Origin of the sequence: Pseudomonas sp. MWU16-30322, from assembly GCF_020515535.1 — a bacterium.
Taxonomy (GTDB): Bacteria; Pseudomonadota; Gammaproteobacteria; order Pseudomonadales; family Pseudomonadaceae; genus Aquipseudomonas; species Aquipseudomonas fluorescens_H.
The window spans coordinates 283896-305932 of the sequence record NZ_JAIWYL010000004.1; the positions used below are offsets into that span (position 1 = coordinate 283896).

Consider the following 22037-nt stretch of genomic DNA (forward strand, 5'->3'; position numbering starts at 1 on the left):
TCACTTGTCCTTGAGGATGGTTTTCACCAGCGCATCGTGACCGCTCTTGTCGCTGGCCCGGGAAATCACCTGGACCAGCGCCATGCGCTTGCCGGAGGCGGCGAGCAGGGTGGTGTTGAGTGTCTGGCCGCCGCCCTGAGTGGCGGTGCTGTCGACCTGACGCACACCGAGGCCGCTGCTTTTCTGGGTCAGGCTTTTTTCACTGAGCTTATTGAAATCCGGCAGAGCCTTGCGTTGATCATCAATGAAACTCGCCAGGCTGCCATCGAGAAATTCGTTGTCGTTGTCCTTGACGCTGGCGCCACCGGCGATCTGGTTTTCGGCGGCGATGACCACAGTCTTGGTCGCCTGATTGGTGTACATCGTGCCCTTGGCACCGGTTGGCCCGGCCGGCAGCGGGTCGGCGGTGAAGCCTTTGGGCAGGACGAAGGTGAACTTGCCGTCGAGCATCGACACGTTGTTGGTCGAGGCCTTTTCCTTGGGCTTGGCTGCCTGGGCGTTGAGGGCGCCGAGACCGGCGACCGCCGCCAGCAACAGGACGACGGCTTTCTTGCTGAGCAATGACATGTGAATCTCCGAGGGATGGTCGCGCCAGGGCCGCGATGATCCCACGGAGCATGCCTGGCATTCCAGCGCGGTTTGTCAGGCGTTTGCGTCAGCCTTGGGGTGGTTGGCCTTTGCCGGGACCTGTCGAGCCAGCAACTTGCGAGTGACGCCGAGCATGGCCACCGACACCGCGACACCGGCGATGAATCCGCTGAGGCCCAGGCTTGGCAGGGTCAGCGCCGACACCAGGCAAAACGCCGAAAACGAGTACATGCCGATCGCCGTCGCCCGCAGCAATGCCGCAGTAAATGCCGGGCCGCGGGTCTGCTGCGAGAACACCGCCATCACACTGCCGAGCACCGGGAACACCGCGAGCAGGCCGCTCCAGCGCTCACCCACGGTACTCGCGAGCATCGTCACCAGCAGCGTCAGCGCCGCGCCGGCAATCATGCGCCAGAGCAGTTTGTCCGACTTCGGCGCCGGGCCATTCAACACCGGTTGCACGTCGGGAAAAAGGTGCGGCGCCGCCAACAGGGCAATCGCCGCCGCAGCGATCGAGAACGGCAGCGACGGCGGAATCAGCGACAAAACCAGCGCCAGTCCCGCCCACACCGACAGCGAAACCGTCAGCGCCCACGGCCAGTTCGCCCGCTGCGCCACCTGCGCGTAGGTGATGCAGAACGCGATCATGGCGAACATCGCTGACAGCGCTGCGACCGCTGATTGCGCAGCAAACTGCGGCCCCTGTTCGATGGCGAGGAAGAACAGAATCGGCCCGACCACCACCGGCAACCCCGACAGCCAACCGGCCACGCTCGGCCCCCAGCGCTTGCCGGCGAGGGAAATCAGCAGCAGAAATCCGGGGATCAGCAGTAATTTGAGAATCAGCACGCGGGAGGCCTCGGGGAAGGAAGTGGCCAAGGTAACCGATTGGCGCATTGATCGACAGTTTTTGTATACAAAGTCTGCGGGTGATATCCGCTATGCTCTGAAGATCAGGGTTTACCGGAGTCGATACCGCGATGAGCAAACCATCAAAGTTGCTGCGTGGGTGCTGTGGCATCGGCTTGTGGGCGTTGTTACTCACGCCGACCTGGGCCAATTGGCAGGACGCCGTGCCCGGCGCGCAAATCATCGGCACCGGGGATTTCAGTGTGTTCGGTTTCGACGTCTACAACGCTCGGTTGTGGAGCGCGGCACGCCCGTTGTCGACCGAACAACCCTTCGCCCTGGAGCTGATCTACCGGCGCAAGATCTCGCGCGATGATCTGGTACAGGCCAGCGTCGATGAAATCAAACGGCTGGCCGGCTCGGGAGTCAGTCCGGCACAACTGGCCGCGTGGCAAGGGCAAATGCAGCAATCGTTCGTCGATGTGCAGGCTGGCACGCGGATTACAGGCGTGTATCTGCCAGGGCAGGGCGCACGGTTTTTTGTCGGTCAGCAGTTGCAGCATGAAATCGATGATCCGCAGTTTGCCCGGGCGTTTTTCAACATTTGGCTTGATCCGCGTACCCGTAACCCCGAGTTGCGTCAGCAGTTATTGGGTGTGAGTCGTTAAGATCAAAAGATCGCAGCCTTCGGCAGCTCCTACAGTGCAACGCATTCCAATGTAGGAGCTGCCGAAGGCTGCGATCTTTTGCTCTTCAAGGGTTCAACTGAAACGTCTAAGCTGCGACTTTCCGACTTGTTTCTGGATGTGTGCGTGAAATTCAGCTTACCCAAAATTGCCACTGCGCCGTTCTGCCCGCCGGAAGTGGCCGGCAGTGTGGAAGTCGATCCCCGCGCCTCGTTTTTCAAACGTGCGCTGCGTTTTGCCGGTCCCGGATTGCTGGTGTCGATCGGCTACATGGACCCGGGCAACTGGGCGACGGCCATCGAGGCCGGTTCGCGTTTTGGTTACAGTTTGCTGTTTGTGGTGCTGCTGGCGAGTCTGGCGGGGATGGTCGTGCAGTGCTTGTGTTCGCGCCTGGGGATTGCCACCGGTCGCGATCTGGCGCAGCTGTCCCGCGAGCGCTACAGCACGCCGGCCGCACGCCTGCAATGGGTGCTGGCGGAAATCTCGATCATCGCCACCGATCTGGCCGAAGTGCTCGGTTGCGCCCTGGCATTCCACTTGTTGCTCGGCTGTTCGCTGACCTTCGGCATCGCCCTGACGGCCTTCGACACGCTGCTGGTACTGGCCCTGCAGAACCGTGGCTTCCGTCGGCTGGAGGCGATCATGCTGGTGCTGGTGGCGACCATCGGCGTGTGTTTCTTCGTTGAACTGGTACTGATCAAACCCTACTGGCCAGACGTGTTCGCTGGCTTCAAACCGTCGCTTTCGGCGATCAGCGATGCCGCGCCGCTGTATCTGGCAATCGGCATCCTCGGCGCCACGGTGATGCCGCACAACCTCTACCTGCACACCTCGATCGTGCAGACGCGGATGATCGGCCAGGACCTGGCGAGCAAGCAGGACGCGGTGAACCTGGCACGCATCGACACCATCGGTTCACTGGCGCTGGCGTTGCTGGTCAACGCGGCGATTCTGATACTGGCGGCGGCTGCGTTTCACCAGTCCGGGCATACCGACGTGGTCGACATTCAGGAAGCCTACCACCTGCTCGACCCGCTGGTCGGCGGCGCGCTGGCCAGTGTGCTGTTCGGCGTCGCATTGCTGGCGTCGGGACAGAGCTCGACGTTCACCGGGACCATCGCCGGACAGGTGATCATGGAGGGTTATCTGAACCTGCGGATTCCCTGCTGGCAGCGGCGTTTGATCACTCGCGGACTGGCACTGATCCCGGCGTTCCTCGGCGTGTGGCTGATGGGGGATAACGCGGTGGGCAAGTTGCTGGTGTTGAGTCAGGTGGTGCTCAGCCTGCAACTGCCATTTGCGCTGTACCCGCTGATTCGCATGACCAGCGACAAACAGCTGATGGGGCCGTTTGTGAATAGACTGCCGACCCGGGTGCTGGCGTGGGGCTTGTTTGCGGTGATCAGTGGGGCGAATGCCTGGTTGATTTTGCAGATGGCGGTGTGAGCCTGGTTTTTCTGTAGCCTGAGCTGGCCCCTTTGCGAGCAAGCCCGCTCCCACCTTGGAATGCATTCCCCTGTGGGAGCGGGCTTGCTCGCGAAGAGGGAGGAACATTCACTGCAAATTTCAAAGGACAAAAAAACACCCGGTGCAACGCAAGTCGCACCGGGTTTTTGTTGCCAGCGAGCAGCGGATGTCGTGGATCCACCGCGCGCTGTGAACTCTTGGGTTAAGCGCGTTCCAGCGCCAGCGCCACACCCTGACCGCCGCCGATGCACAGGGTCGCCAGACCTTTCTTCGCATCACGCTTGATCATTTCGTGCAGCAGTGTCACCAGCACCCGGCAACCCGACGCACCGATCGGGTGACCGAGGGCGATGGCGCCGCCGTTGACGTTGACCTTGTCCAGATCCCATTGCAGATCCTTGGCCACTGCCAGCGATTGCGCAGCGAAAGCTTCGTTGGCTTCGATCAGGTCGAGTTGGCCGATGTTCCAGCCCGCCTTGTCCAGGCAGCGGCGGGTGGCCGAGACCGGGCCGATGCCCATGATCGCCGGGTCAACGCCGGCGTTGGCGTACGCGGCGATTTTTGCCAGCACCGGCAGGCCCAGGGCCTTGGCTTTCTCGGCGCTCATCAGGATCACCGCAGCGGCGCCGTCGTTCAGCGACGAAGCGTTGCCGGCGGTGACACTGCCGTCCTTCTTGAACGCCGGACGCAGTTTCGCCAGCGATTCGGCGGTGGTGTCGCCGCGTGGTTGTTCGTCGATCTTGAACGCTACCGGGTCACCTTTGCGCTGTGGGATCAGGATCGGCGTGATCTCATCGACAAAGCGCCCGGCCTCGATGGCCGCCGCCGCTTTGCGCTGCGAAGCGGCGGCGAAGGCGTCCTGCTGCTCGCGGCTGATCTCATATTTATCGACCAGATTCTCGGCAGTGATGCCCATGTGGTAATCGTTGAACGCATCCCACAGGCCATCGCTGATCATGGTGTCGACGATTTGCGCATGCCCCATGCGCAGACCGGTGCGTGCGCCCGGCATCACGTAGTTGGACAGGCTCATATTCTCCTGACCGCCAGCGATGATCACCTCGGCATCGCCGCAACGGATCGCCTGCGCGCCCAGGTGCAGGGCTTTCAGGCCCGAGCCGCAGACCTTGTTCAGGGTCATGGCCGGCACGGCGTGGGGCAGACCGGCCTTGATCGCCGCCTGACGCGCCGGGTTCTGGCCGGCGCCGGCCGTCAGCACTTGGCCCATGATCACTTCATCGACCTGCGCACCGTCCAGACCGGTCTGTTCGAGCAACTGGCGAATCACCGCAGCGCCCAGATCCACCGCGGACACGCTGGCCAGAGAACCCTGGAAACTGCCGATCGCGGTGCGGGTGGCGGCAACAATTACGACGTCTTGCATTTTCGAATTCCTCACTGGGCAGCGAACTGCATTTCCGGTACGTGATCCGGGACGATCAGTTTACCAGCGGTTTTGGCGACGATTTCCTCGACGCTGACGCCAGGTGCGCGTTCCTTGAGGACAAAAGCGCCATTTTCGATTTCCAGATAGGCGAGGTCGGTCAGTACGCGCTTGATGCAGCCGGCACCGGTCAGCGGCAGGCTGCACCTGGCCAACAGTTTGGACTCACCGTCCTTGGAAGCGTGGGTCATGATCACGATGATGTTGTCGGCCCCGGCCACCAGATCCATCGCGCCGCCCATGCCCTTGACCAGTTTGCCGGGAATCATCCACGAAGCGATGTTGCCTTCGACGTCGACTTCGAACGCACCGAGTACGGTCAGGTCGACATGCCCACCACGGATCATCGCGAAGGATTCGGCGGAGTTGAAGATCGATGCGCCGATGCGCGCGGTCACGGTCTGTTTGCCGGCGTTGATCATGTCGGCATCGATGGTTTCTTCAGTCGGAAAAGGCCCCATGCCGAGCAGGCCGTTTTCCGATTGCAGCATGACTTCCATGCCTTCGGGAATGTAATTGGCGACCAGGGTCGGAATGCCGATGCCGAGGTTGACGTAGTAGCCGTCCTGCATTTCGCGGGCGACGCGCTGAGCCATTTGTTCGCGGGTAAGTGCCATGTTGTTATTCTCCGTCAGCCTGAATTATTTGCGGATGGTGCGCTGTTCGATGCGCTTTTCGAACGTGCCGCAAATGACCCGGTCGACGTAGATGCCGGGGGTGTGGATCTGCGACGGATCCAGCTCGCCGGGCTCGACGATTTCTTCGACTTCGACCACGGTGATCTTGCCGGCGGTGGCGGCCAGCGGGTTGAAGTTCTGCGCAGTGTGGCGGTAGATGACGTTACCGAAATGGTCGGCTTTCCAGCCTTTGACGATGGCGAAGTCGCCGGTGATGGACTCTTCCATCAGGTACTTGCGCCCGTTGAACTCGCGCACTTCCTTGCCTTCGGCGACCGGGGTGCCGACGCCGGTGGCGGTGAAGAAGGCCGGGATGCCGGCGCCGCCTGCGCGCATTTTCTCGGCGAGGGTGCCTTGCGGGGTCAGGATGACTTCGATGTCGCCCTTGAGCAGTTGCTCTTCGAACAGTTTGTTTTCGCCGACGTAGGAGGCGATCACCTTGCTGATCTGGCGGTCGGTCAGCAGCACACCGAGGCCGAAACCATCGACGCCGCAGTTGTTGGAAACCACGGTGAGGTCGCGGGTGCCCTTGCGCTTGATCTCGGCGATCAGGTTTTCCGGGATGCCGCACAGGCCGAAGCCGCCGGCGATCACGGTCATGCCGTCTTCAAGACCCGCCAGAGCTTCCTCGTAGGAACTCACGCGCTTGTCGAAACCTGCCATATGCACCTCTTTTATTGTTTGTCGGGCGGCTGGCTAGCCGAATGACTGGAGTGTCTCGCTGAGCGATATATTTGTTAAGTTGATTTTTAAGGTTGATTGATTGATAAAGCTCAATAGTTGACGCTATCCCTGTAGGAGCTGCCGCAGGCTGCGATCTTTTGATTTTGTTTTTTAAGATCAAGATCAAAAGATCGCAGCCTTCGGCAGCTCCTACAGTAGGTACGACGTTGAAACGGTAAGGTATCCAGTATGACCATCAAACAGATCCGCGCCTTCCTCGCTGTGGCCCAGAGCCTGAGCTTCGCTGTGGCCTGTGAGCGCCTGCACCTGTCGCAATCGGCACTGAGCCTGACCATCAAGGCGCTGGAAGAGGGGCTGGGCGGGCGGTTGTTCAGTCGCAACACGCGCAACGTGGCGCTGACTGCCGAGGGCGAATCGCTGCTGCCGCTGGCCCGGCGCCTGATCGCTGACTGGGACAACGCCGAAGACGAAATGCGCCAGCGCTTCAGCCTGCAACGCGGGCGGGTGACGCTGGCGGCGATGCCATCGTTTGCCGGCAACCTGCTGCCGCCGATCCTCAAGACGTTCCGCGCGCGCTATCCGAACGTCAACGTCACGGTCAACGACGTGATCAACGAGCAAGTGCTGGAAATGGTCCGCGACCGGCAGGTGGAGTTGGGCGTGGCATTCGAGCCGATGCAGAACACCTCGCTGACATTTACCCCGCTGTACATGGACCGCTTTGTCGCCGTGGTGCCACAGGATTCAGCGCTGGCCGGGCTTGGCGAAATCGACTGGCAGACCTTGCTGCAGGAACCGTTCATCACCCTGCAACGGCCGTCGACGGTACGGGTGATGCTCGAAGAACACTTGCAGGCCCGGGGCCTGAAACTGCCGGTGGAATTCGAAAGCCATCAACTGGCAACGGTCGGGCGCATGGTCGCCAGCGGGCTGGGAGTCAGTGCGGTACCGGCGTTGTGTGCCGAGCAGATGCAGGAACTGGGTGCGTGTTGCCTGACCCTGAATGATTCGGTGGAGCGGGCGATTGGCGTGCTGACTGAGCCGGGCAATGAACTGTCGGCAGCGGCGCAGGCACTGTTCGACATCCTCAAAGCCGAACATTGATCCTGTGGGAGCGGGCTTGCTCGCGAAGGCGGGGTATCAGTCGAGGACAGTCTTGGCTGAAAGGATGCTATCGCGAGCAGGCTCGCTCCCACAGGGGAATCATCGGTTCAGGAAGTCAAGCGTTGCACCAGCATCGGCAGCAGTTGCTCGCATGACGCCTCGATCTTCAGATCCAGCAGATCATCGGCGCGGGTCTTGCCCAGATTGATCGCCAGCAACGGCTTGCCCCGATCAGCAATCACCCGGCACAGACGAAACGCCGAATACGCCATCAGCGACGAACCCACCACCAGCAATCCCGCAGCATTCTCTGCCGCCGCCATGGCTCGCGCCGCTGTCGGTTGCGCCACGTTCTCGCCGAAAAACACCACGTCCGGCTTCATCCGTTCACCGGCGCAATACGGGCACTGCGGAGTCTGAAAGCGTGCTTCGAAGGCCGGGTCGAGCAGGGTATCGCCGTCCGGCGCCTGCACCGCGTCGACCCCGGCCAGATACGGATTCTGCTCGACCATCCGCTGCTGAATGTCGTCACGCGCGCTGCGCTGGCCGCAATCCAGGCACAACACCCGGTGCAGACTGCCGTGGAGTTCGATCACGTCCTGACTGCCGGCCTGATCATGCAGGGTATCGACGTTCTGCGTGATCAAGGCGCTGATCAGTCCCTGGCGCTGCAACTCGGCCAGTGCTGCATGCGCCGCATTCGGTCGCGCCTGACGCACCCGCGGCCAGCCAAGCATGGCCCGCGCCCAGTAGCGACGACGTGATTCCGGGGCGGCGAGAAATTCCTGATACATCATCGGCTGCCGGCCACGACGCACTCCTTCGCTGTCGCGGTAATCCGGGATGCCCGACGGCGTGCTGATACCGGCGCCGGTCAGCACCAGGAAATCGCCATCGGCCATGGCCTGGTGCAAGGTATCGAGGTGTTCGCTGGTCGGGCTGTCGAGCATGGTCAGCGCTCCGTGGCAGATGAGTGCCTTGCAGGTTAGCACCGACTCGGTGGCGAGAGAGCCAGCGCCCCGACAACAGGCGCTTGCCCGGCCAGCGGTGATTCAAGTCGCTATGCCTTGGTGTAGTCGATAATTCCCTCGGTCAGAGTAACCACCTTGTCACCGTACTCACCTTCAAATGTCAGCTCTCCGAGCAAGCGATCGGTAGACGGATTCTCGGTCAGTGTGAGCGTCCCTGCAGTTGCATGATAAATGCCGGGGTCAGTTCCGCCACTGGTGGTGTAGGAGGCTCGTACAGGATCGTCGGATTTGCCGAAATGATGCTTGCCCTTGCTGATTCCATGACCGATGGACAGCCTGACCTGCTGAAGTCGGGGAGGATCGATTTCCCAGGCGATTTGATCGGCGTCCATTACAATGTGGTCTTCGTTTTTGGTCACGTTTACCGTGTCGGCAAGAAATTTCGAGGGCGCCACTCCAGCGAGGTCGGCAGTGAACAACTGGGCAGTGTTGACGACCGTTGGGTCAATGTCTTTCAGGTCAAATTGTCCGTCACTCACGTCCAGTTCAAACCCTAAAAATTGTCCCTTGAAATCAAACGTGGCAAGCATTTGCTGACTGTCCGCGTTGTACCGAATCGACAAAGTTCCGCTGCTCGAAGGAATGAAGTAGTCCTGGCCAAAGTAGTAGACCAACGCGTGATCCGGATTATCGCTGGTGCTAAGTGCATAGACTCGCTCGTCACCGTTGTCAGGCAGGCTCAATGGAACCAGAAAGTACAGGCTTCGATTGCCGGTTCCAGGTTTATGATGCGCTTCTATTCGCCAGTGCTGCTCAGTGCGCCGAACATCAATAGGCGGGTTGGCAGTGAACGTTGGTTGATTCTTGATGTTTGCTGTCATTGTTCCTTCGGCAGCCTGCGTGAGCGTGTCCATGAGCGTGCTTCCTGTCGGATGAGGGGGTTCCGGTGGCGAAAATCCATTCTAGGAGGTCGCTACAGGTCGCGATACTGTCATTTATGACAGGTATAAGGAGCGCTATTCTTATTCGTTTTTAGCCAGAATGGCTTGCGCCGGAAGTACTGACACCGTGGCGAGAGCACGCACCCTCGCCACAGATTCAGGCCCGGTCAGTGCTCATTTGCGCGCTTCCAGAATCAGATTGAACGGCGTCTGCGTCGCGCGGCGGAAATGCTTGAACCCGGCCTCGGCAAACACCTTGCGCAAACGCATTTCACCGGCCTGCGCACCCAGCCCCAGGCCGACTTCCTGCGACAGCGAATTCGGCGTGCAGATAAAGGTCGAGGCCGCGTAAAACAGTCGCCCAACCGGGTTGATGTTGTCGTCCAGCGCATCGTTGGCAAACGGCTCGACCAGCAGCACCGTGCCGTCATCCTTCAACGATTTAAACGCATGCCGCGCAGCGCCGACCGGGTCGCCCATGTCGTGCAGGCAGTCGAAGTAGCAGATCAGGTCGTAGTCGCTGCCGGGGTAACTTTTGGCAGTGCTCTGGAGGAATTTCGCCCGGCTGCTGACGCCACCTTCTTCGGCGCGCTGGGTGGCGACGGTGATCGACGGCGCGTGATAGTCGAAACCGACGAATTGCGAGTTGGGAAACGCCTGCGCCATGATCACCGTCGAGGCGCCGTGGCCGCAGCCGATGTCGGCGACTTTGGCGCCGTCTTCAAGTTTGGCGATCACGCCCTCCAGCGCCGGCAGCCATTCCGCGATCAAGTGACCTTTGTAGCCGGGGCGAAAGAAGCGTTCGGTGCCGCTGAACATACAGGGGTGATGATCGCCCCAGGGCAGGGCGCCGTTGCCGCGCATGGCTTTGACCAGTTTGTCCTTGTCGTGGAAGAACGACGCCACCACACCGAGTCCGCCGGCGACATACACCGGCGAGTCTTCGACAGCCAGGGCCAGCGCCTGCTCTTCCGGCAGACGGAACTGGCCATCGTGGTGTTCCATATAGCCGGACGCGGCGTGGGCGCTGAGCCATTCGCGCACCAGGCGCGGGTTGCAGGTGGTTTTTTCGGCGAGGGCTTGCGGGGTAATCGGCTGACTGTCGGCCATTGCCCGGTACAGCCCGAGTTCTTCGCCAACGATCACGTTCGCCAGCATTGCGGCGCCGCCCATGTCGTTGACCAGTTTGCCCATGAATGCATTGAGCCTTGATTCGTCCATCACGAGTGCTCCTGATACAGGATCACCGTCCGGTGGCAAAACGATGTCGAGGCATGGGCCGCAGGGCAGTGGTCACAGAAGTGGGCAGGGCACAGCTGACTCCGTCCTGCATTCCCCCTCGACCGGGTAATGAATCAGTCTAGCCGGGCTGGAGCAAGATGCAGCGTTTGTGGCTCACACAATCCCTCTGTGGGAGCGGGCTTGCTCGCGAAGGCGTTGTATCAGTCAACTAATCGGCTAGCTGACACACCGCTTTCGCGAGCAAGCCCGCTCCCACAGGGGATTTGTGATGCTCCATTCGCCGTTTAGCTCCAGTCGCCGCCCGTTCACAGGTCGCGCACCATCAGCCATTGATCGTTGTCCCAGGCCTGAAAGCGCTCCAGCACGGTCGTGGCAATCCCGCCAGTGTTTCGAGGGCTTTACAAAATCCCGCCACTCATCGGCCCGGCCACTGTTTTAGCGGCTCTTCGGACGATTGACTGGGACGCCGCTGACCCTCGGCGCGATAGTGGGGTGAGTGGGCCAGTCCCCCCAACCTGCAGCGGAGCACGATTGATGAGTACCCCCATTGATCTGACGGGCCTGAAAGAGCGCCAGAAAGTCGCCTGGGCCAGCGGCGATTATGCGGTGATCGGCACCACCTTGCAGATCGTCGGCGAAAACCTCGCCGAGGCCTGCGACTTGCGCTGCGATGAGGAGGTGCTGGATGTCGCCGCCGGCAATGGCAATGCGACTCTGGCGGCGGCGCGACGCGGTTGTCAGGTGACCTCGACCGATTATGTCGCGGCGCTGCTGGAGCGTGGACAGGATCGGGCGCGGGCCGAGCATCTTGATGTGATTTTTCAGGTCGCCGATGCCGAAGCATTGCCGTTCGCCGACGAGAGTTACGACGCGGTGCTCTCGACGTTCGGCGTGATGTTCGCCCCGGATCAGGCCACCGCGGCTGCGGAATTGGCGCGGGTCTGCCGACGGGGCGGGCGGATCGGCCTGGCGAATTGGACGCCGGAGGGCTTCGTCGGCCAGATGTTCAAAGTCCTCGGCCGCCACGTGCCGCCGCCCGCCGTGGCCCAGCCGCCGTCGAACTGGGGCACCGAAGCGTGGTTGCACAGCCACTTCGATGAGCGCCAGTTCCTGCTGCAGGTCACGCGGCGCACGTTCAACTTCCGCTATCGCTCGGCGGCGCATTTCATCGACATTTTCCGCCACTGGTACGGGCCGGTGCACAAGGCCTTTGCGGCACTGCCGCCGGAAAGCGGGCAGGCGCTGGAGAGTGATCTGGCGGACCTGCTCAACCGCTCGAACCGGGTGGGAGAGCGATCGCTGGTGGTGCCGAGCGAGTACCTTGAGGTGGTCATCACCAAGCGCTGAAAGATCAATGAAACCTTTGTAGGAGTGAGCCTGCTCGCGATGGCGGTATGTCAGTAGAAAAATATCCGACTGACACACCGCCATCGCGAGCAGGCTCACTCCTACAGGGGAATGGTGTTTGACAGGTATGGCGCTATTTCAAATGCGCCCCATCCACCCACTCCAGCGCCGTACGCCAGATGCAGATCCCCAGGAAGTACGCCGACGCCAGCAGCCACAAACCCATCACCAGCGGATTGATCACCGGGTGATTGAGCACCAGCGACAGGCTGCACAGCAGCCAGATCGCCGTGACCGCGATGTTGATCGGCATGAACCGGCGCACGCGGAACGGGTGGAGGAATTTCATGCGGGTGACGGTCAACAGCGCCAGACCGATGATGGTCAAAAAGGTGATCCACGGCCCCGGATTGATGATGTAAAGGCACAGGGCAACCACGTTCCACGCGGCGGGGAAGCCGACGAAATAGTTGTCCTTGCTCTTCATGTTGACGTTGCAGAAACAGAACAGCGACGACACCAGAATCAGCGACACGCTCAGCAGCAGGGTGTAGTCGGGCAGGGGAATGTAGCGGTAGATAAACAGCGCCGGGATGAACACGTAGGTCAGGTAGTCGATGACGAGATCGAGGATCGAACCGTCGAAACTCGGCAGCACCGATTGCACGTTGACCTTGCGTGCGAGCGCCCCGTCGAGGCCGTCGACGATCAATGCCACGCCGAGCCACATCAGGCAATGGGTCGGCTGGTTCTCCAGCAGGGCGAGGGTCGCCAGAAATGCAGTGACCACGCCGGTCGCGGTAAAACCATGGGCGCCCCATGCTTTGAGCCTGGCGATGTGTACGGTCGATATCACGGGGGCGTTCTCCAGATAAATGAAGCAAGCCGGTTATCACCCTTTGGCAAAGGGCGCCGGCAAACCGGGTCGGGTTGCAGCTATCGACCGGTCAGGCCGGGATAAGGTTCATCACCTTTGAATCTTAGCTGGCCGCACAAAAAATACCTCGGCGAAATCCGCCGACGGCAGCCGGTGTCAGCCAAACGGTGCTGGCGCGCCGGCGTCGGCGGTCTATCGTTGCCTGACGCAGTTATTGCCAATGCCTGAGGACGAGATCATGAACACCAGCGATTTGCTCGAACAACTGCTGCGAGGCCAGGCCTCGGCGGGACAACCAAGTGGCGCCTCGGCCGGCGCAGGTCTGGGCGGACTGGGCGGCTTGCTCGGTGGCCTGTTGGGCGGCGGCGCGAGTACAGGCGCCAGTGGCGCGCAGTCCGGTGGGCTGGGCGGTTTGGGTGGATTGCTGGGGGGTTTGCTTGGCGGCGGTGGCGGCGGTGGATTGGGCGGCGCGTTGGGCGGGGCACTCGGTGGCGGCGGTACACAAAGTCGTTCCGGCGGCACCAATTATGCGGCACTGGCCTCGCTGGGGATGATGGCGTTCCAGGCGTATCAGGCCTGGCAACGCAGCCAGGCGTCGGCGGCGCCACAGCAGATTCCGCCAACCGCAAATCTGCTGGCTGGGCCCGAAGTCGAGGAACACGGGCATGCTGTACTGCGGGCGCTGATCGCGGCAGCCAAGGCTGACGGTGAGATCGATGACCGGGAACGGCAAATGATCGATGAAGAGATTGGCAAACACACCGACGATCCAGAATTGCAGCAATGGTTTAACGCTGAAGTTGCCAAACCGCTGGATGCGAACGAAGTAGCTGGGGCCGCCAACGGCGACCCGGCGACGGCCGCCGAAATGTACCTGGTCAGCGTGATCCTGGTGGACGATCAGCAAGACGCCGAACGCAACTACCTGGATGAACTGGCTGCGGCGCTGCAGATCGATCCGCAATTGCAGGTGCATCTGGAGGCTCAGGCCAAAGGTCAGGTCTGAAATACCGTCAAAAATCGCGGTCTCGGGCAGCCCGTGCCGGGGCCGCGATGCTCCGTCCGTCAGGGCGATTTTCATGTTGATTGAATTTTTCTCCGTAGCGGTTGCTCTGCTGCTGTAGAGGCGTGAAACAACGCCCTGACCGGCCAACCGAGCGAGAACACTGACATGACTGCCCTGACCCCTCTGCATGCGCCGAGTGCGCAGCACCAGCCCATCACTGCCAACGGTGAATTGCGGCGTATTTATGAGGCACTGCTGCTCGAGGATCAGCCTGGAAATCTTGCGCAGGATTTTCTCGCCGAGCAGTTGCAACGTGCCGCGCTGTTACCCGAAGCGCTACCGCAGGATCCGTCTGCCTGGCAGGACTGGGTCGCCGGACATTGCACCGACGTTGCCCGGCAATACGCCGACTACCTGCAACAACGCAAGGCCGGTGGGCCGCGCCAGTTCTTCAGCAACAAGTCCCATGCGCTGTATTTTCTGCAAGCCGTGGCGCCGACCAAACTGGTGGATGGTGCGTGGTTGTATGGTTTGTTGCCGCAATGGCGCGACCCGCGTTTCGACGGGTTGTTGTGTACCTATCTGGAAGAACTCGGCGACGGCAATCCTGCGCAAAACCATGTGGTGATCTATCGCAAACTGCTCGCTGAGCACGGCTTGCAGGACGCCAGCGCCATCGACGACGAACGCTACCTGCAAGGCGCGCTGCAACTGGCACTCGGTGCCTGTGGCGAAAGCTTTCTGCCCGAGGTGATCGGCTACAACCTCGGCTACGAACAACTGCCGCTGCACTTGTTGATCAGCGCCTATGAACTCAGCGAGCTGGGCATCGATCCGTACTACTTCACCCTGCATGTGACCATCGACAACGCCAGCACCGGTCATGCGCAAAAAGCCGTGCAGTCGGTGCTCGATCTGCTGCCGCTGGAGGCTGATCGCGGCGAATTCCTGCGCCGGGTGTCGCTGGGCTATCGACTCAACGACCTGGGGCTGGGCAGTCGCGCGATCATCGAGGGTTTTGACCTGGAGCAGGAAGTGCTGGCGATGCTCGAACGCAAGCGTCCGTTCGGTCAGCACATGCATTCCGACTACTGCCGCTTTGAAGGCAAAACTGTCAATCAGTGGCTGGCCACCCCCGAGCAACTACCGGGTTTCCTGCAGGCGATGCAGGACAAAGGCTGGATCAAACGCAATCAAGATCCGCAGGCCAGCCGTTTCTGGCAGTTGATCGATGGTGACGGTGCGGCGATGTTCGGCGTGTTCAGCCCTTATGAAAAGCAGCTGCTGCACGACTGGATTGCCGGCGACTGGACGCCGTCCGAGAAAGCCCAGGCGCCAAGACGCACTCGTCAGGTCGCCACCCCGGACGCCGCCGTGCCCGAGCACGATCCCGATGTGCAGCGCCTGACGGCCGCGCTGCAAGGTCAGGACGGACACGCGCAAATGGCGACGCTGATCCCATGGTTGTCACCGGCCCGGCACGCGCACCCGGCGGGTCTGCTGGCGACACGTCGCTTCATCGAACTCAAATCCAGTCTGCGCTAAGGAAATCTCCATGAATCAGGAAGAACAACTGTCCGCCAACGACCTGACACTGCTGCAACTCGGCCGGCGCTTGCAGGCTGACGGCTACCGTTTCGTCACGCCGACGCCCTTGACTCATCAGCGCGTCAACCAGCGTGACGAAGGGCAGGTCGCCGACACCCTGCGCGACGTCTTCGGCTGGTCGCGCCCGTTCGAGCCGGGGCTGTTGTCTGCCGACGAACAACGGCAATTGCAGGATGCGCAAGTGATTGACGTCTACGACGGCCGCTTGAAGAGCCGGGTGCGCTGGTCGAGTCTGGATGACTTGCTGTTCGTGCATTCGGGCTTTCCCACCGACGCCGCCGACTCGGTGTTTTTCGGCCCCGACACCTACCGTTTTGCGCAATTGATTCACGCGCATCTGCAGCAGAGCTTTGCGCCGATCCAGCGTGCCGTGGACATCGGCTGCGGTGCCGGTGTCGGGGCGATTCTGATCGCCCGCGCCCGGCGTGAAGCGCAAGTGCTGGCGGTGGACATCAACCCCGCCGCGCTGCGCCTGACCGCGATCAACGCGGCACTGGCCGAGGTCGCCAATGTCGAGGTGCAGGCCAGCGATGTGTTGCAGGGCACCGAAGGCAGCTTCGACCTGATTGTCGCCAACCCGCCGTACATGGCCGATCCGGCCGGGCGTGCCTATCGGCATGGCGGTGGCTCGCTCGGCGCCGGATTGTCGCTGCGTATCGTCGAGCAGGCGCTCAATCGGCTGGCCCCCGGTGGTTCGTTGCTGCTGTACACCGGCGTGGCGATGGTCGATGGCCGCGATCCGTTTTTCGACACCGTGGTGCCGCGTCTGGATTCGACGCGATTCGCCTGGACCTATCGCGAACTGGACCCGGACGTGTTCGGTGAAGAGTTGTTGAGCCCCGGTTACCAGCGAGTGGACCGGATCGCCGTGGTCGCGCTGACCGTGACCCGCATTGGCTGACACAAGGCAGGTGCGCCATGACCAGGAACCTCGACGACTACAACCGCATGCGCGATTTTTCGGCGACGTCTGAGCCCGCCGCCGTCAAACGCCGTGGCCGCAGCAAGGCCAGTGACCATGCGCTGCAGTTCTGCATTCAGAAGCACGACGCTTCGCACCTGCATTACGACTTCCGCCTGGAGCTCGATGGCACGCTGAAGAGCTGGGCGGTGCCGAAGGGGCCGTCGCTCGATCCAAAGGTCAAGCGCCTGGCGGTGCACGTCGAAGACCATCCGCTGGATTACGCCACGTTCGAGGGCAGCATTCCCGAAGGCCATTATGGCGCGGGCGATGTGATCGTCTGGGATCGCGGCGTGTGGATTCCGCTGGAGGATCCGGCCAAGGCTTACGCCAAAGGCAAACTCAAGTTCGAGCTGCAAGGCGAAAAGCTCTCCGGCATCTGGAATCTGGTGCGCACGCACATGCCGGGCAAGAAGGAAAACTGGTTTCTGATCAAACATCAGGACAGCGCCGCCCGCCCACAAGACGACTACGACGTGCTGAGCGCAGAGCCGGACAGCGTGCTCAGCGAACGCACCCTGATCAGCAAACCGAGGCTCGCCGCCGAGCAAGCCAAACCTGTGAAAAAGTCTGCGGCCAAACCTCGCAAAGCGGCGTCCGGAACACTCACCGGAGCACGCAAGGCCAAACTGCCGGCGCAACTCAAGCCGGAACTGGCGACCCTGGTCGACAGCGCACCCGAAGGGCAGTGGAGCTACGAGATCAAGTTCGATGGCTATCGGATCATGGCGCGCATCGATCACGATCAGGTACAACTCTTCACCCGCAACGGTCACGACTGGACGCACAAACTGCCGCAACAGGCGCAAGCCCTCGCTGAGCTGGGCCTTGAATCGGCGTGGCTGGACGGCGAAGTGGTGGTCACCAACGAGCGCGGTGTACCGGACTTTCAGGCGCTGCAAAACGCCTTCGAAGCCGGGCGCAGCGCCAGCATCATGTACTACCTGTTCGACATGCCGTACCTCAACGGTGTCGACCTGCGCGAAGTGCCGGTCGAGGAGCGCCGCGCGGCGTTGTCCACGGTGCTCGGTGGGCATGAGCAGCCGTTGCTGCGCTTCTCCGAAGCCTTCGACGAAACGGCGGATGCACTGCTCAACAGCGCCTGCCAGATGCAGATGGAAGGGTTGATCGGCAAACGCCTCGGCTCGCCTTACGTGTCGCGGCGCAGTAGCGACTGGATCAAGCTCAAGTGCAAGCATCGGCAGGAATTCGTGGTCGTCGGCTATACCGATCCGAAAGGCTCGCGCAGTGCGTTCGGCGCGTTGCTGCTGGGCCTGCATGATCGCGACAGCGGCGAGTTGCGCTATGCCGGCAAGGTCGGCACCGGGTTCAACGAAACCACACTGAAAAGCATCCTCGCCCAGCTCAAGCCGTTGCAGGTGAAGAAGGCGGCGGTGGTCAATCCGCCGAGCGGCTTCGAAGCCAAAGGCGTGCATTGGCTCAAACCGAATCTGTTGGCAGAAGTGGCGTTCGCTGAAATGACCAAGGACGGCTCGGTACGCCACGCCGTGTTCCATGGTCTGCGCAATGACAAACCGGCCAAGGCGATTACCGAGGAGCGAGCGAAACCCGTGAAAACTTCAGCGAAAGCCACCCCTGCGAAAAAAGCGGCCGCGTCGAAGAAAGCTGCCGAATCAAATAAAGCGGCTGAGTCAAAGAAAGCCGAACCGGCGCCGTCACAGCTGGGGCTGGCCAGCGGCAAGGTGCGTATCACTCACCCGGATCGGGTGATCGATGCGGTCAGCGGCACCACCAAGATGCAACTGGCCGAGTATTACGCCAGCGTCGCCGAGTGGATTCTGCCGCAGCTCAAGGATCGCCCGGTTGCGCTGGTACGGGCGCCGGACGGCATCGCCGGCGAGCTGTTCTTCCAGAAAAACGCCGAGCATCTGGCGATTCCCGGCATCACCACGCTGGACAAGGACGTCACTGGTCAGCCGGTGATGCTGATCAACAACGCCGAAGCGTTGATCGGCGCGGTGCAGATGAGCACGGTCGAGTTGCACACCTGGAACGCCACCACGGTCGATCTGGACAAGCCTGACCGGTTTGTCCTCGATCTCGACCCCGACCCGGCATTGCCATGGAAAAGCATGGTGGAAGCCACGGCACTGACCCTGACCGTACTCGATGAACTGGGACTCAAGGCGTTCCTCAAGACCAGCGGCGGCAAGGGCATCCACTTGGTGGTGCCGTTGACGCGCAAACTTGGCTGGGATGAGGTCAAGGATTTCAGCCACGCGATCGTCAGCCATATGGCCAAGCTGTTGCCGGAACGGTTTTCTGCGGTTTCGGGGCCGAAGAATCGGGTTGGACGGATCTTCATCGACTATCTGCGTAACGGTCTTGGCGCGACGACGATCTGCGCTTACGCCGCGCGCACCCGTGAAGGCTTGCCGGTATCGGTGCCGATTTATCGCGAAGAGGTGGCCGAGCTGAAGGGGGCCGATCAGTGGAACGTGAGCAACGTCCACCAGCGCCTGGCGGAGGTCGGTGACGAGCCGTGGGCAGACCTGAAGAAAACCCGCCAGAGCATCACCGCAGACATGCGCAAACGGCTGGGCCTGAAAAAGTAATCAGGCGTCGCGCAGCAAGTCATGAGCGTTGAGTAGCTCGAAAGCAATTTCCGGTCGATTTTCCAGACCTCGGCGGATCGCCGCCGGGATTGCTTGCCGGGTTTTGCGGCACAGGCCGGGCAGTTCGTCGATGACGATTGCAATGCCGCGCATGGTGCGCACCTCATTGAAGCCCGGTGCGACGTCCACGCGAATGCCCAACTGCTCGAACATCTTGCGCTGCAGGCGTTCGAGATCGGCCAGACTCTGCAGGTTTTCCAGACGTTCGAGCAGGCGCTTTTCTTCCTGCCGGGTCAGCAGCAAGATGCGCACATCCGCGCCGGGCGTTTCCAGCAACGGATCGCGCCCGCAAATGCAGGCGCCGGGTGGGCAAGGCGAGCGAATGGGCAAAGGAGTCGTCATGGCCTCCATCATAGAGGCCGTTCGGCCAGTTTGCCCATGGTCGCTCAGTTCCCATCCATCGGCGGTACTGTACGGGGCTGTTACTGATTCAGGCCTTCGTAATGCGCCAGTATCGCGTTGGCCAGTTCTTCATCACTGGCGTTGATGCCGGGATTGTCCTGCCGCACCTGTTGCAATACAGACTCCAGATAGACCCCTCGGATCGCACCGTCGCTGGCGACAAATGCCGTCAGGTCGTCACGGGCGGGGATGACCATCTTGTGGTCCTTGAAGGTTGAATAAAGCGAAGCGGATACCCCGGCCGAGGTGGCGACGTCCTTGGCATCCACACGGGCCATGGCCGAGCCGAATGGCAGGCATAAGATTAACGACGAAACGAGCAATAACTTGCGCATGACGGTATTCCTCCACAAGCGCGAAGCAAAAGGGAAGTACTACATAGCGTGAGAGGTGTGCGAAAGGAGGGAGTTCCATCGAAGCACAGGACTCAGTGAGCGCCTGGTGAGCAGGGCACCTGCTATTAACTGTAGACCCGATTTGCCTGCCAGCCCTGCGCGAATCGCTGAAAGACTTCAGCCAGAGCGGCCGCAGGGTCATGTTCCGCCCAGGCCGGCCGATAAAGCCCAGAGCGGAAAAAGACTCTCAAGTCGGGAACAGACGCGCGGGTTTGCCCTGACGTGATATTCTTCGCGCCAACTTGGTTTGACCTAATTCAGTCTGCCTGCCCTTGGGGCGGGCTGACGGAATCCCTGTCGCTCAAGTAGCTGAAGCCAATAATGATAAGAAGTCAGTTCAGAAGGGACATTAACTGAGGTCGATGCAGTCCGTCGGCCTTGTGTGCCCACCCGTCAAAATTGCAGTGTGAAGGTGCTCGCGACCCTGGCCTGAGTGTCGCGAAAAAGGCTCCCACACGTACAACAGCGGCGGGCGGAAGGCGTTTTATCATAGGTGCAACAGATGTTTAAGAAAGTGAACACGGCCTTGCTGGGGCTGGCTTTGGCGATGGGGATGTCTTCCGCCAATGCTGCAGAAGCGAAGAAAGTAGATGTACTGCTGATCGGCGGCGGCATCATGAGCACCACCCTGGGTGTGTGGATCAATGAGCTGGAGCCAAGCTGGTCGATGGAAATGGTCGAGCGCCTGGATGGCGTCGCCCTGGAAAGCTCCAACGGCTGGAACAACGCCGGTACCGGTCACTCCGCCCTGGCTGAGCTGAACTACACCCCGGAAGACGACAAAGGCAACGTGACGATCCCGAAAGCCGTCGAGATCAACGAAGCGTTCCAGGTGTCCCGTCAGTTCTGGGCCTGGCAGGTTCAGCAAGGCGTTCTGAAGAACCCTCGCTCGTTCATCAACACCACTCCGCACATGAGCTTCGTGTGGGGCGATGACAACATCAAGTTCCTGAAAAAGCGCTACGAAGCCCTGCAAGCGAGCCCGCTGTTCGCCGGCATGCAGTACTCCGAAGACCCGGCTGTGATCAAGAAGTGGGTCCCGCTGATGATGGAAGGGCGTGACCCGAACCAGAAAATCGCGGCCACCTGGAGCCCGCTGGGTACCGACATGAACTTCGGCGAAATCACCCGCCAGTTCGCCGGTTACCTGCAGACCAAGCCTAACTTCGATCTGAAGCTGTCGAGTGAAGTCGAAGACATCACCAAGAACGCCGACGGCACCTGGCGCGTCAGCTACAAAAACCTGAAAGACGGCACCAAGACCGAAACCGACGCCAAGTTCGTGTTCATCGGCGCCGGTGGCGGCGCTCTGCATCTGCTGCAGAAGTCGGGCATTCCTGAAGCCAAGGAATACGCTGGCTTCCCGGTCGGCGGCTCGTTCCTGGTGACCGATAACCCGGCCATCGCCGAGCAGCACCTGGCCAAGGCCTACGGTAAAGCTTCGGTTGGCGCACCGCCGATGTCGGTTCCGCACCTGGACACCCGTGTTTTGGACGGCAAGCGCGTCATCCTGTTTGGCCCATTCGCGACCTTCAGCACCAAGTTCCTCAAAGAAGGCTCGTACCTGGACCTGCTGACCAGCACCACCACCCACAACATCTGGCCTATGACCAAGGTCGGCATCAAGGAATACCCGCTGGTCGAGTACCTGGCCGGTCAACTGATGCTGTCGGATGAAGACCGCATGAACGCGCTGAAGGAATACTTCCCGAACGCCAAAGCCGAAGACTGGCGCCTGTGGCAGGCCGGCCAACGCGTGCAAATCATCAAGCGTGATGAAGCCGCTGGCGGCGTGCTGAAACTGGGCACCGAAATCGTTGCTGCACAAGACGGCTCCATCGCCGGCCTGCTGGGCGCATCGCCAGGCGCGTCGACCGCTGCACCGATCATGCTGAGCGTGCTGCAGAAAGTCTTCAAAGACAAAGTCGCCACCCCTGAGTGGCAAGCGAAGCTGCACCAGATCGTGCCAAGCTACGGCACCCAGCTGAACAGCGATCCGGCCAAAGTGGCACAAGAGTGGGCGTACACCGCCAAAATCCTCGAACTGCCAACCCCTCCGGTGATTGGTCAGGCTGCTGCTCCAGTTGCACCTGCCGCTGAAAAAGCTGCGGCGCCGAAGGAAAATGCTGCACGTGACATGGCTCTGTAACTA

20 protein-coding genes are annotated in these 22037 nt (G+C 61.1%); 9 read left to right on the forward strand and 11 right to left on the reverse strand.

Translation table 11 applies throughout. From position 1 onward, the window contains the following. Window positions 1–567 (reverse strand): hypothetical protein, encoded by a 567-nt coding sequence (locus LCH64_RS09885; protein WP_086792572.1) that lies wholly within the window; start codon window positions 565–567, stop codon window positions 1–3. A gap of 75 nt (window positions 568–642) precedes the next feature. Next, window positions 643–1437: a hypothetical protein gene (locus LCH64_RS09890; RefSeq protein ID WP_226500114.1), complete on the reverse strand. Its 795-nt coding sequence runs from the start codon at window positions 1435–1437 to the stop codon at window positions 643–645. Between the two features lie 131 nt (window positions 1438–1568). Here LCH64_RS09890 and LCH64_RS09895 point away from each other — a divergent pair, with 131 nt between their 5' ends. Together LCH64_RS09895 and LCH64_RS09900 are read left to right on the forward strand one after the other, a co-directional pair. Then, on the forward strand, window positions 1569–2105 hold the full coding sequence (locus LCH64_RS09895; RefSeq protein ID WP_226500115.1) for a chalcone isomerase family protein: 537 nt from the start codon (window positions 1569–1571) through the stop codon (window positions 2103–2105). A gap of 144 nt (window positions 2106–2249) precedes the next feature. Beyond that, the gene (locus tag LCH64_RS09900; RefSeq protein ID WP_226500116.1) at window positions 2250–3569 is read left to right on the forward strand and encodes an Nramp family divalent metal transporter; all 1320 of its coding nucleotides are present in this window, start codon (window positions 2250–2252) and stop codon (window positions 3567–3569) included. A 223-nt stretch (window positions 3570–3792) separates the two neighbouring features. On the opposite strand, the gene LCH64_RS09905 is transcribed toward LCH64_RS09900, so the two are convergent. Genes LCH64_RS09905 through LCH64_RS09915 form a run of 3 tightly spaced genes read right to left on the reverse strand, consistent with a single transcriptional unit; the run spans window position 3793 to window position 6374 of the window. Then, complete coding sequence (locus LCH64_RS09905; protein WP_226500117.1) at window positions 3793–4974, reverse strand: acetyl-CoA C-acetyltransferase; 1182 nt, start codon at window positions 4972–4974, stop codon at window positions 3793–3795. 11 nt (window positions 4975–4985) lie between these two features. After that, window positions 4986–5651: a CoA transferase subunit B gene (locus LCH64_RS09910; RefSeq protein ID WP_125915925.1), complete on the reverse strand. Its 666-nt coding sequence runs from the start codon at window positions 5649–5651 to the stop codon at window positions 4986–4988. A gap of 24 nt (window positions 5652–5675) precedes the next feature. Continuing rightward, window positions 5676–6374, reverse strand: a complete 699-nt coding sequence (locus tag LCH64_RS09915) for a CoA transferase subunit A (protein WP_003226174.1) — start codon at window positions 6372–6374, stop codon at window positions 5676–5678. A 249-nt stretch (window positions 6375–6623) separates the two neighbouring features. Between LCH64_RS09915 and LCH64_RS09920 the strand changes: the two genes are divergently transcribed. After that, window positions 6624–7499, forward strand: a complete 876-nt coding sequence (locus LCH64_RS09920) for a LysR family transcriptional regulator (RefSeq protein ID WP_045122537.1) — start codon at window positions 6624–6626, stop codon at window positions 7497–7499. Between the two features lie 107 nt (window positions 7500–7606). Here the strand turns inward: LCH64_RS09920 and LCH64_RS09925 are convergent, their stop codons facing one another. From LCH64_RS09925 to LCH64_RS09935, 3 genes are all read right to left on the reverse strand, one after another. Continuing rightward, a complete protein-coding gene (locus LCH64_RS09925) occupies window positions 7607–8449 on the reverse strand; it encodes an NAD-dependent protein deacetylase (protein ID WP_226500118.1) in 843 nt (280 codons plus the stop codon). A gap of 110 nt (window positions 8450–8559) precedes the next feature. After that, on the reverse strand, window positions 8560–9384 hold the full coding sequence (locus LCH64_RS09930) for a hypothetical protein (RefSeq protein WP_226500119.1): 825 nt from the start codon (window positions 9382–9384) through the stop codon (window positions 8560–8562). A gap of 201 nt (window positions 9385–9585) precedes the next feature. Beyond that, entirely contained in the window at window positions 9586–10632 is a 1047-nt protein-coding gene (locus LCH64_RS09935; protein ID WP_226500120.1) for a class I SAM-dependent methyltransferase, read from the reverse strand. A 555-nt stretch (window positions 10633–11187) separates the two neighbouring features. On the opposite strand from LCH64_RS09935, the gene LCH64_RS09940 reads away from it, so the two are divergent. After that, a complete protein-coding gene (locus LCH64_RS09940) occupies window positions 11188–12000 on the forward strand; it encodes a class I SAM-dependent methyltransferase (protein ID WP_201137221.1) in 813 nt (270 codons plus the stop codon). A gap of 133 nt (window positions 12001–12133) precedes the next feature. Here the strand turns inward: LCH64_RS09940 and pcsA are convergent, their stop codons facing one another. Then, the gene (gene pcsA, locus LCH64_RS09945; RefSeq protein WP_003226166.1) at window positions 12134–12856 is read right to left on the reverse strand and encodes a phosphatidylcholine synthase; all 723 of its coding nucleotides are present in this window, start codon (window positions 12854–12856) and stop codon (window positions 12134–12136) included. 259 nt (window positions 12857–13115) lie between these two features. Here pcsA and LCH64_RS09950 point away from each other — a divergent pair, with 259 nt between their 5' ends. From LCH64_RS09950 to ligD, 4 genes are all read left to right on the forward strand, one after another. After that, a complete protein-coding gene (locus LCH64_RS09950; RefSeq protein WP_226500121.1) occupies window positions 13116–13883 on the forward strand; it encodes a tellurite resistance TerB family protein in 768 nt (255 codons plus the stop codon). 165 nt (window positions 13884–14048) lie between these two features. Next, window positions 14049–15428 carry an iron-containing redox enzyme family protein gene (locus tag LCH64_RS09955; protein WP_226500122.1) on the forward strand — a complete coding sequence of 460 codons (1380 nt, stop codon included), beginning with the start codon at window positions 14049–14051 and terminating at the stop codon, window positions 15426–15428. Between the two features lie 10 nt (window positions 15429–15438). Next, window positions 15439–16392 (forward strand): class I SAM-dependent methyltransferase, encoded by a 954-nt coding sequence (locus LCH64_RS09960; RefSeq protein WP_226500123.1) that lies wholly within the window; start codon window positions 15439–15441, stop codon window positions 16390–16392. Between the two features lie 17 nt (window positions 16393–16409). Then, the gene (ligD, locus tag LCH64_RS09965; RefSeq protein ID WP_226500124.1) at window positions 16410–19028 is read left to right on the forward strand and encodes a DNA ligase D; all 2619 of its coding nucleotides are present in this window, start codon (window positions 16410–16412) and stop codon (window positions 19026–19028) included. On the opposite strand, the gene LCH64_RS09970 is transcribed toward ligD, so the two are convergent. Together LCH64_RS09970 and LCH64_RS09975 are read right to left on the reverse strand one after the other, a co-directional pair. Next, complete coding sequence (locus tag LCH64_RS09970; RefSeq protein ID WP_103520397.1) at window positions 19029–19430, reverse strand: hypothetical protein; 402 nt, start codon at window positions 19428–19430, stop codon at window positions 19029–19031. A gap of 80 nt (window positions 19431–19510) precedes the next feature. After that, window positions 19511–19825 (reverse strand): DUF2388 domain-containing protein, encoded by a 315-nt coding sequence (locus LCH64_RS09975; RefSeq protein WP_003226153.1) that lies wholly within the window; start codon window positions 19823–19825, stop codon window positions 19511–19513. A gap of 562 nt (window positions 19826–20387) precedes the next feature. Here LCH64_RS09975 and mqo point away from each other — a divergent pair. Continuing rightward, on the forward strand, window positions 20388–22034 hold the full coding sequence (gene mqo, locus LCH64_RS09980; protein ID WP_226500125.1) for a malate dehydrogenase (quinone): 1647 nt from the start codon (window positions 20388–20390) through the stop codon (window positions 22032–22034). The last annotated feature ends 3 nt before the right edge of the window (window positions 22035–22037 follow it).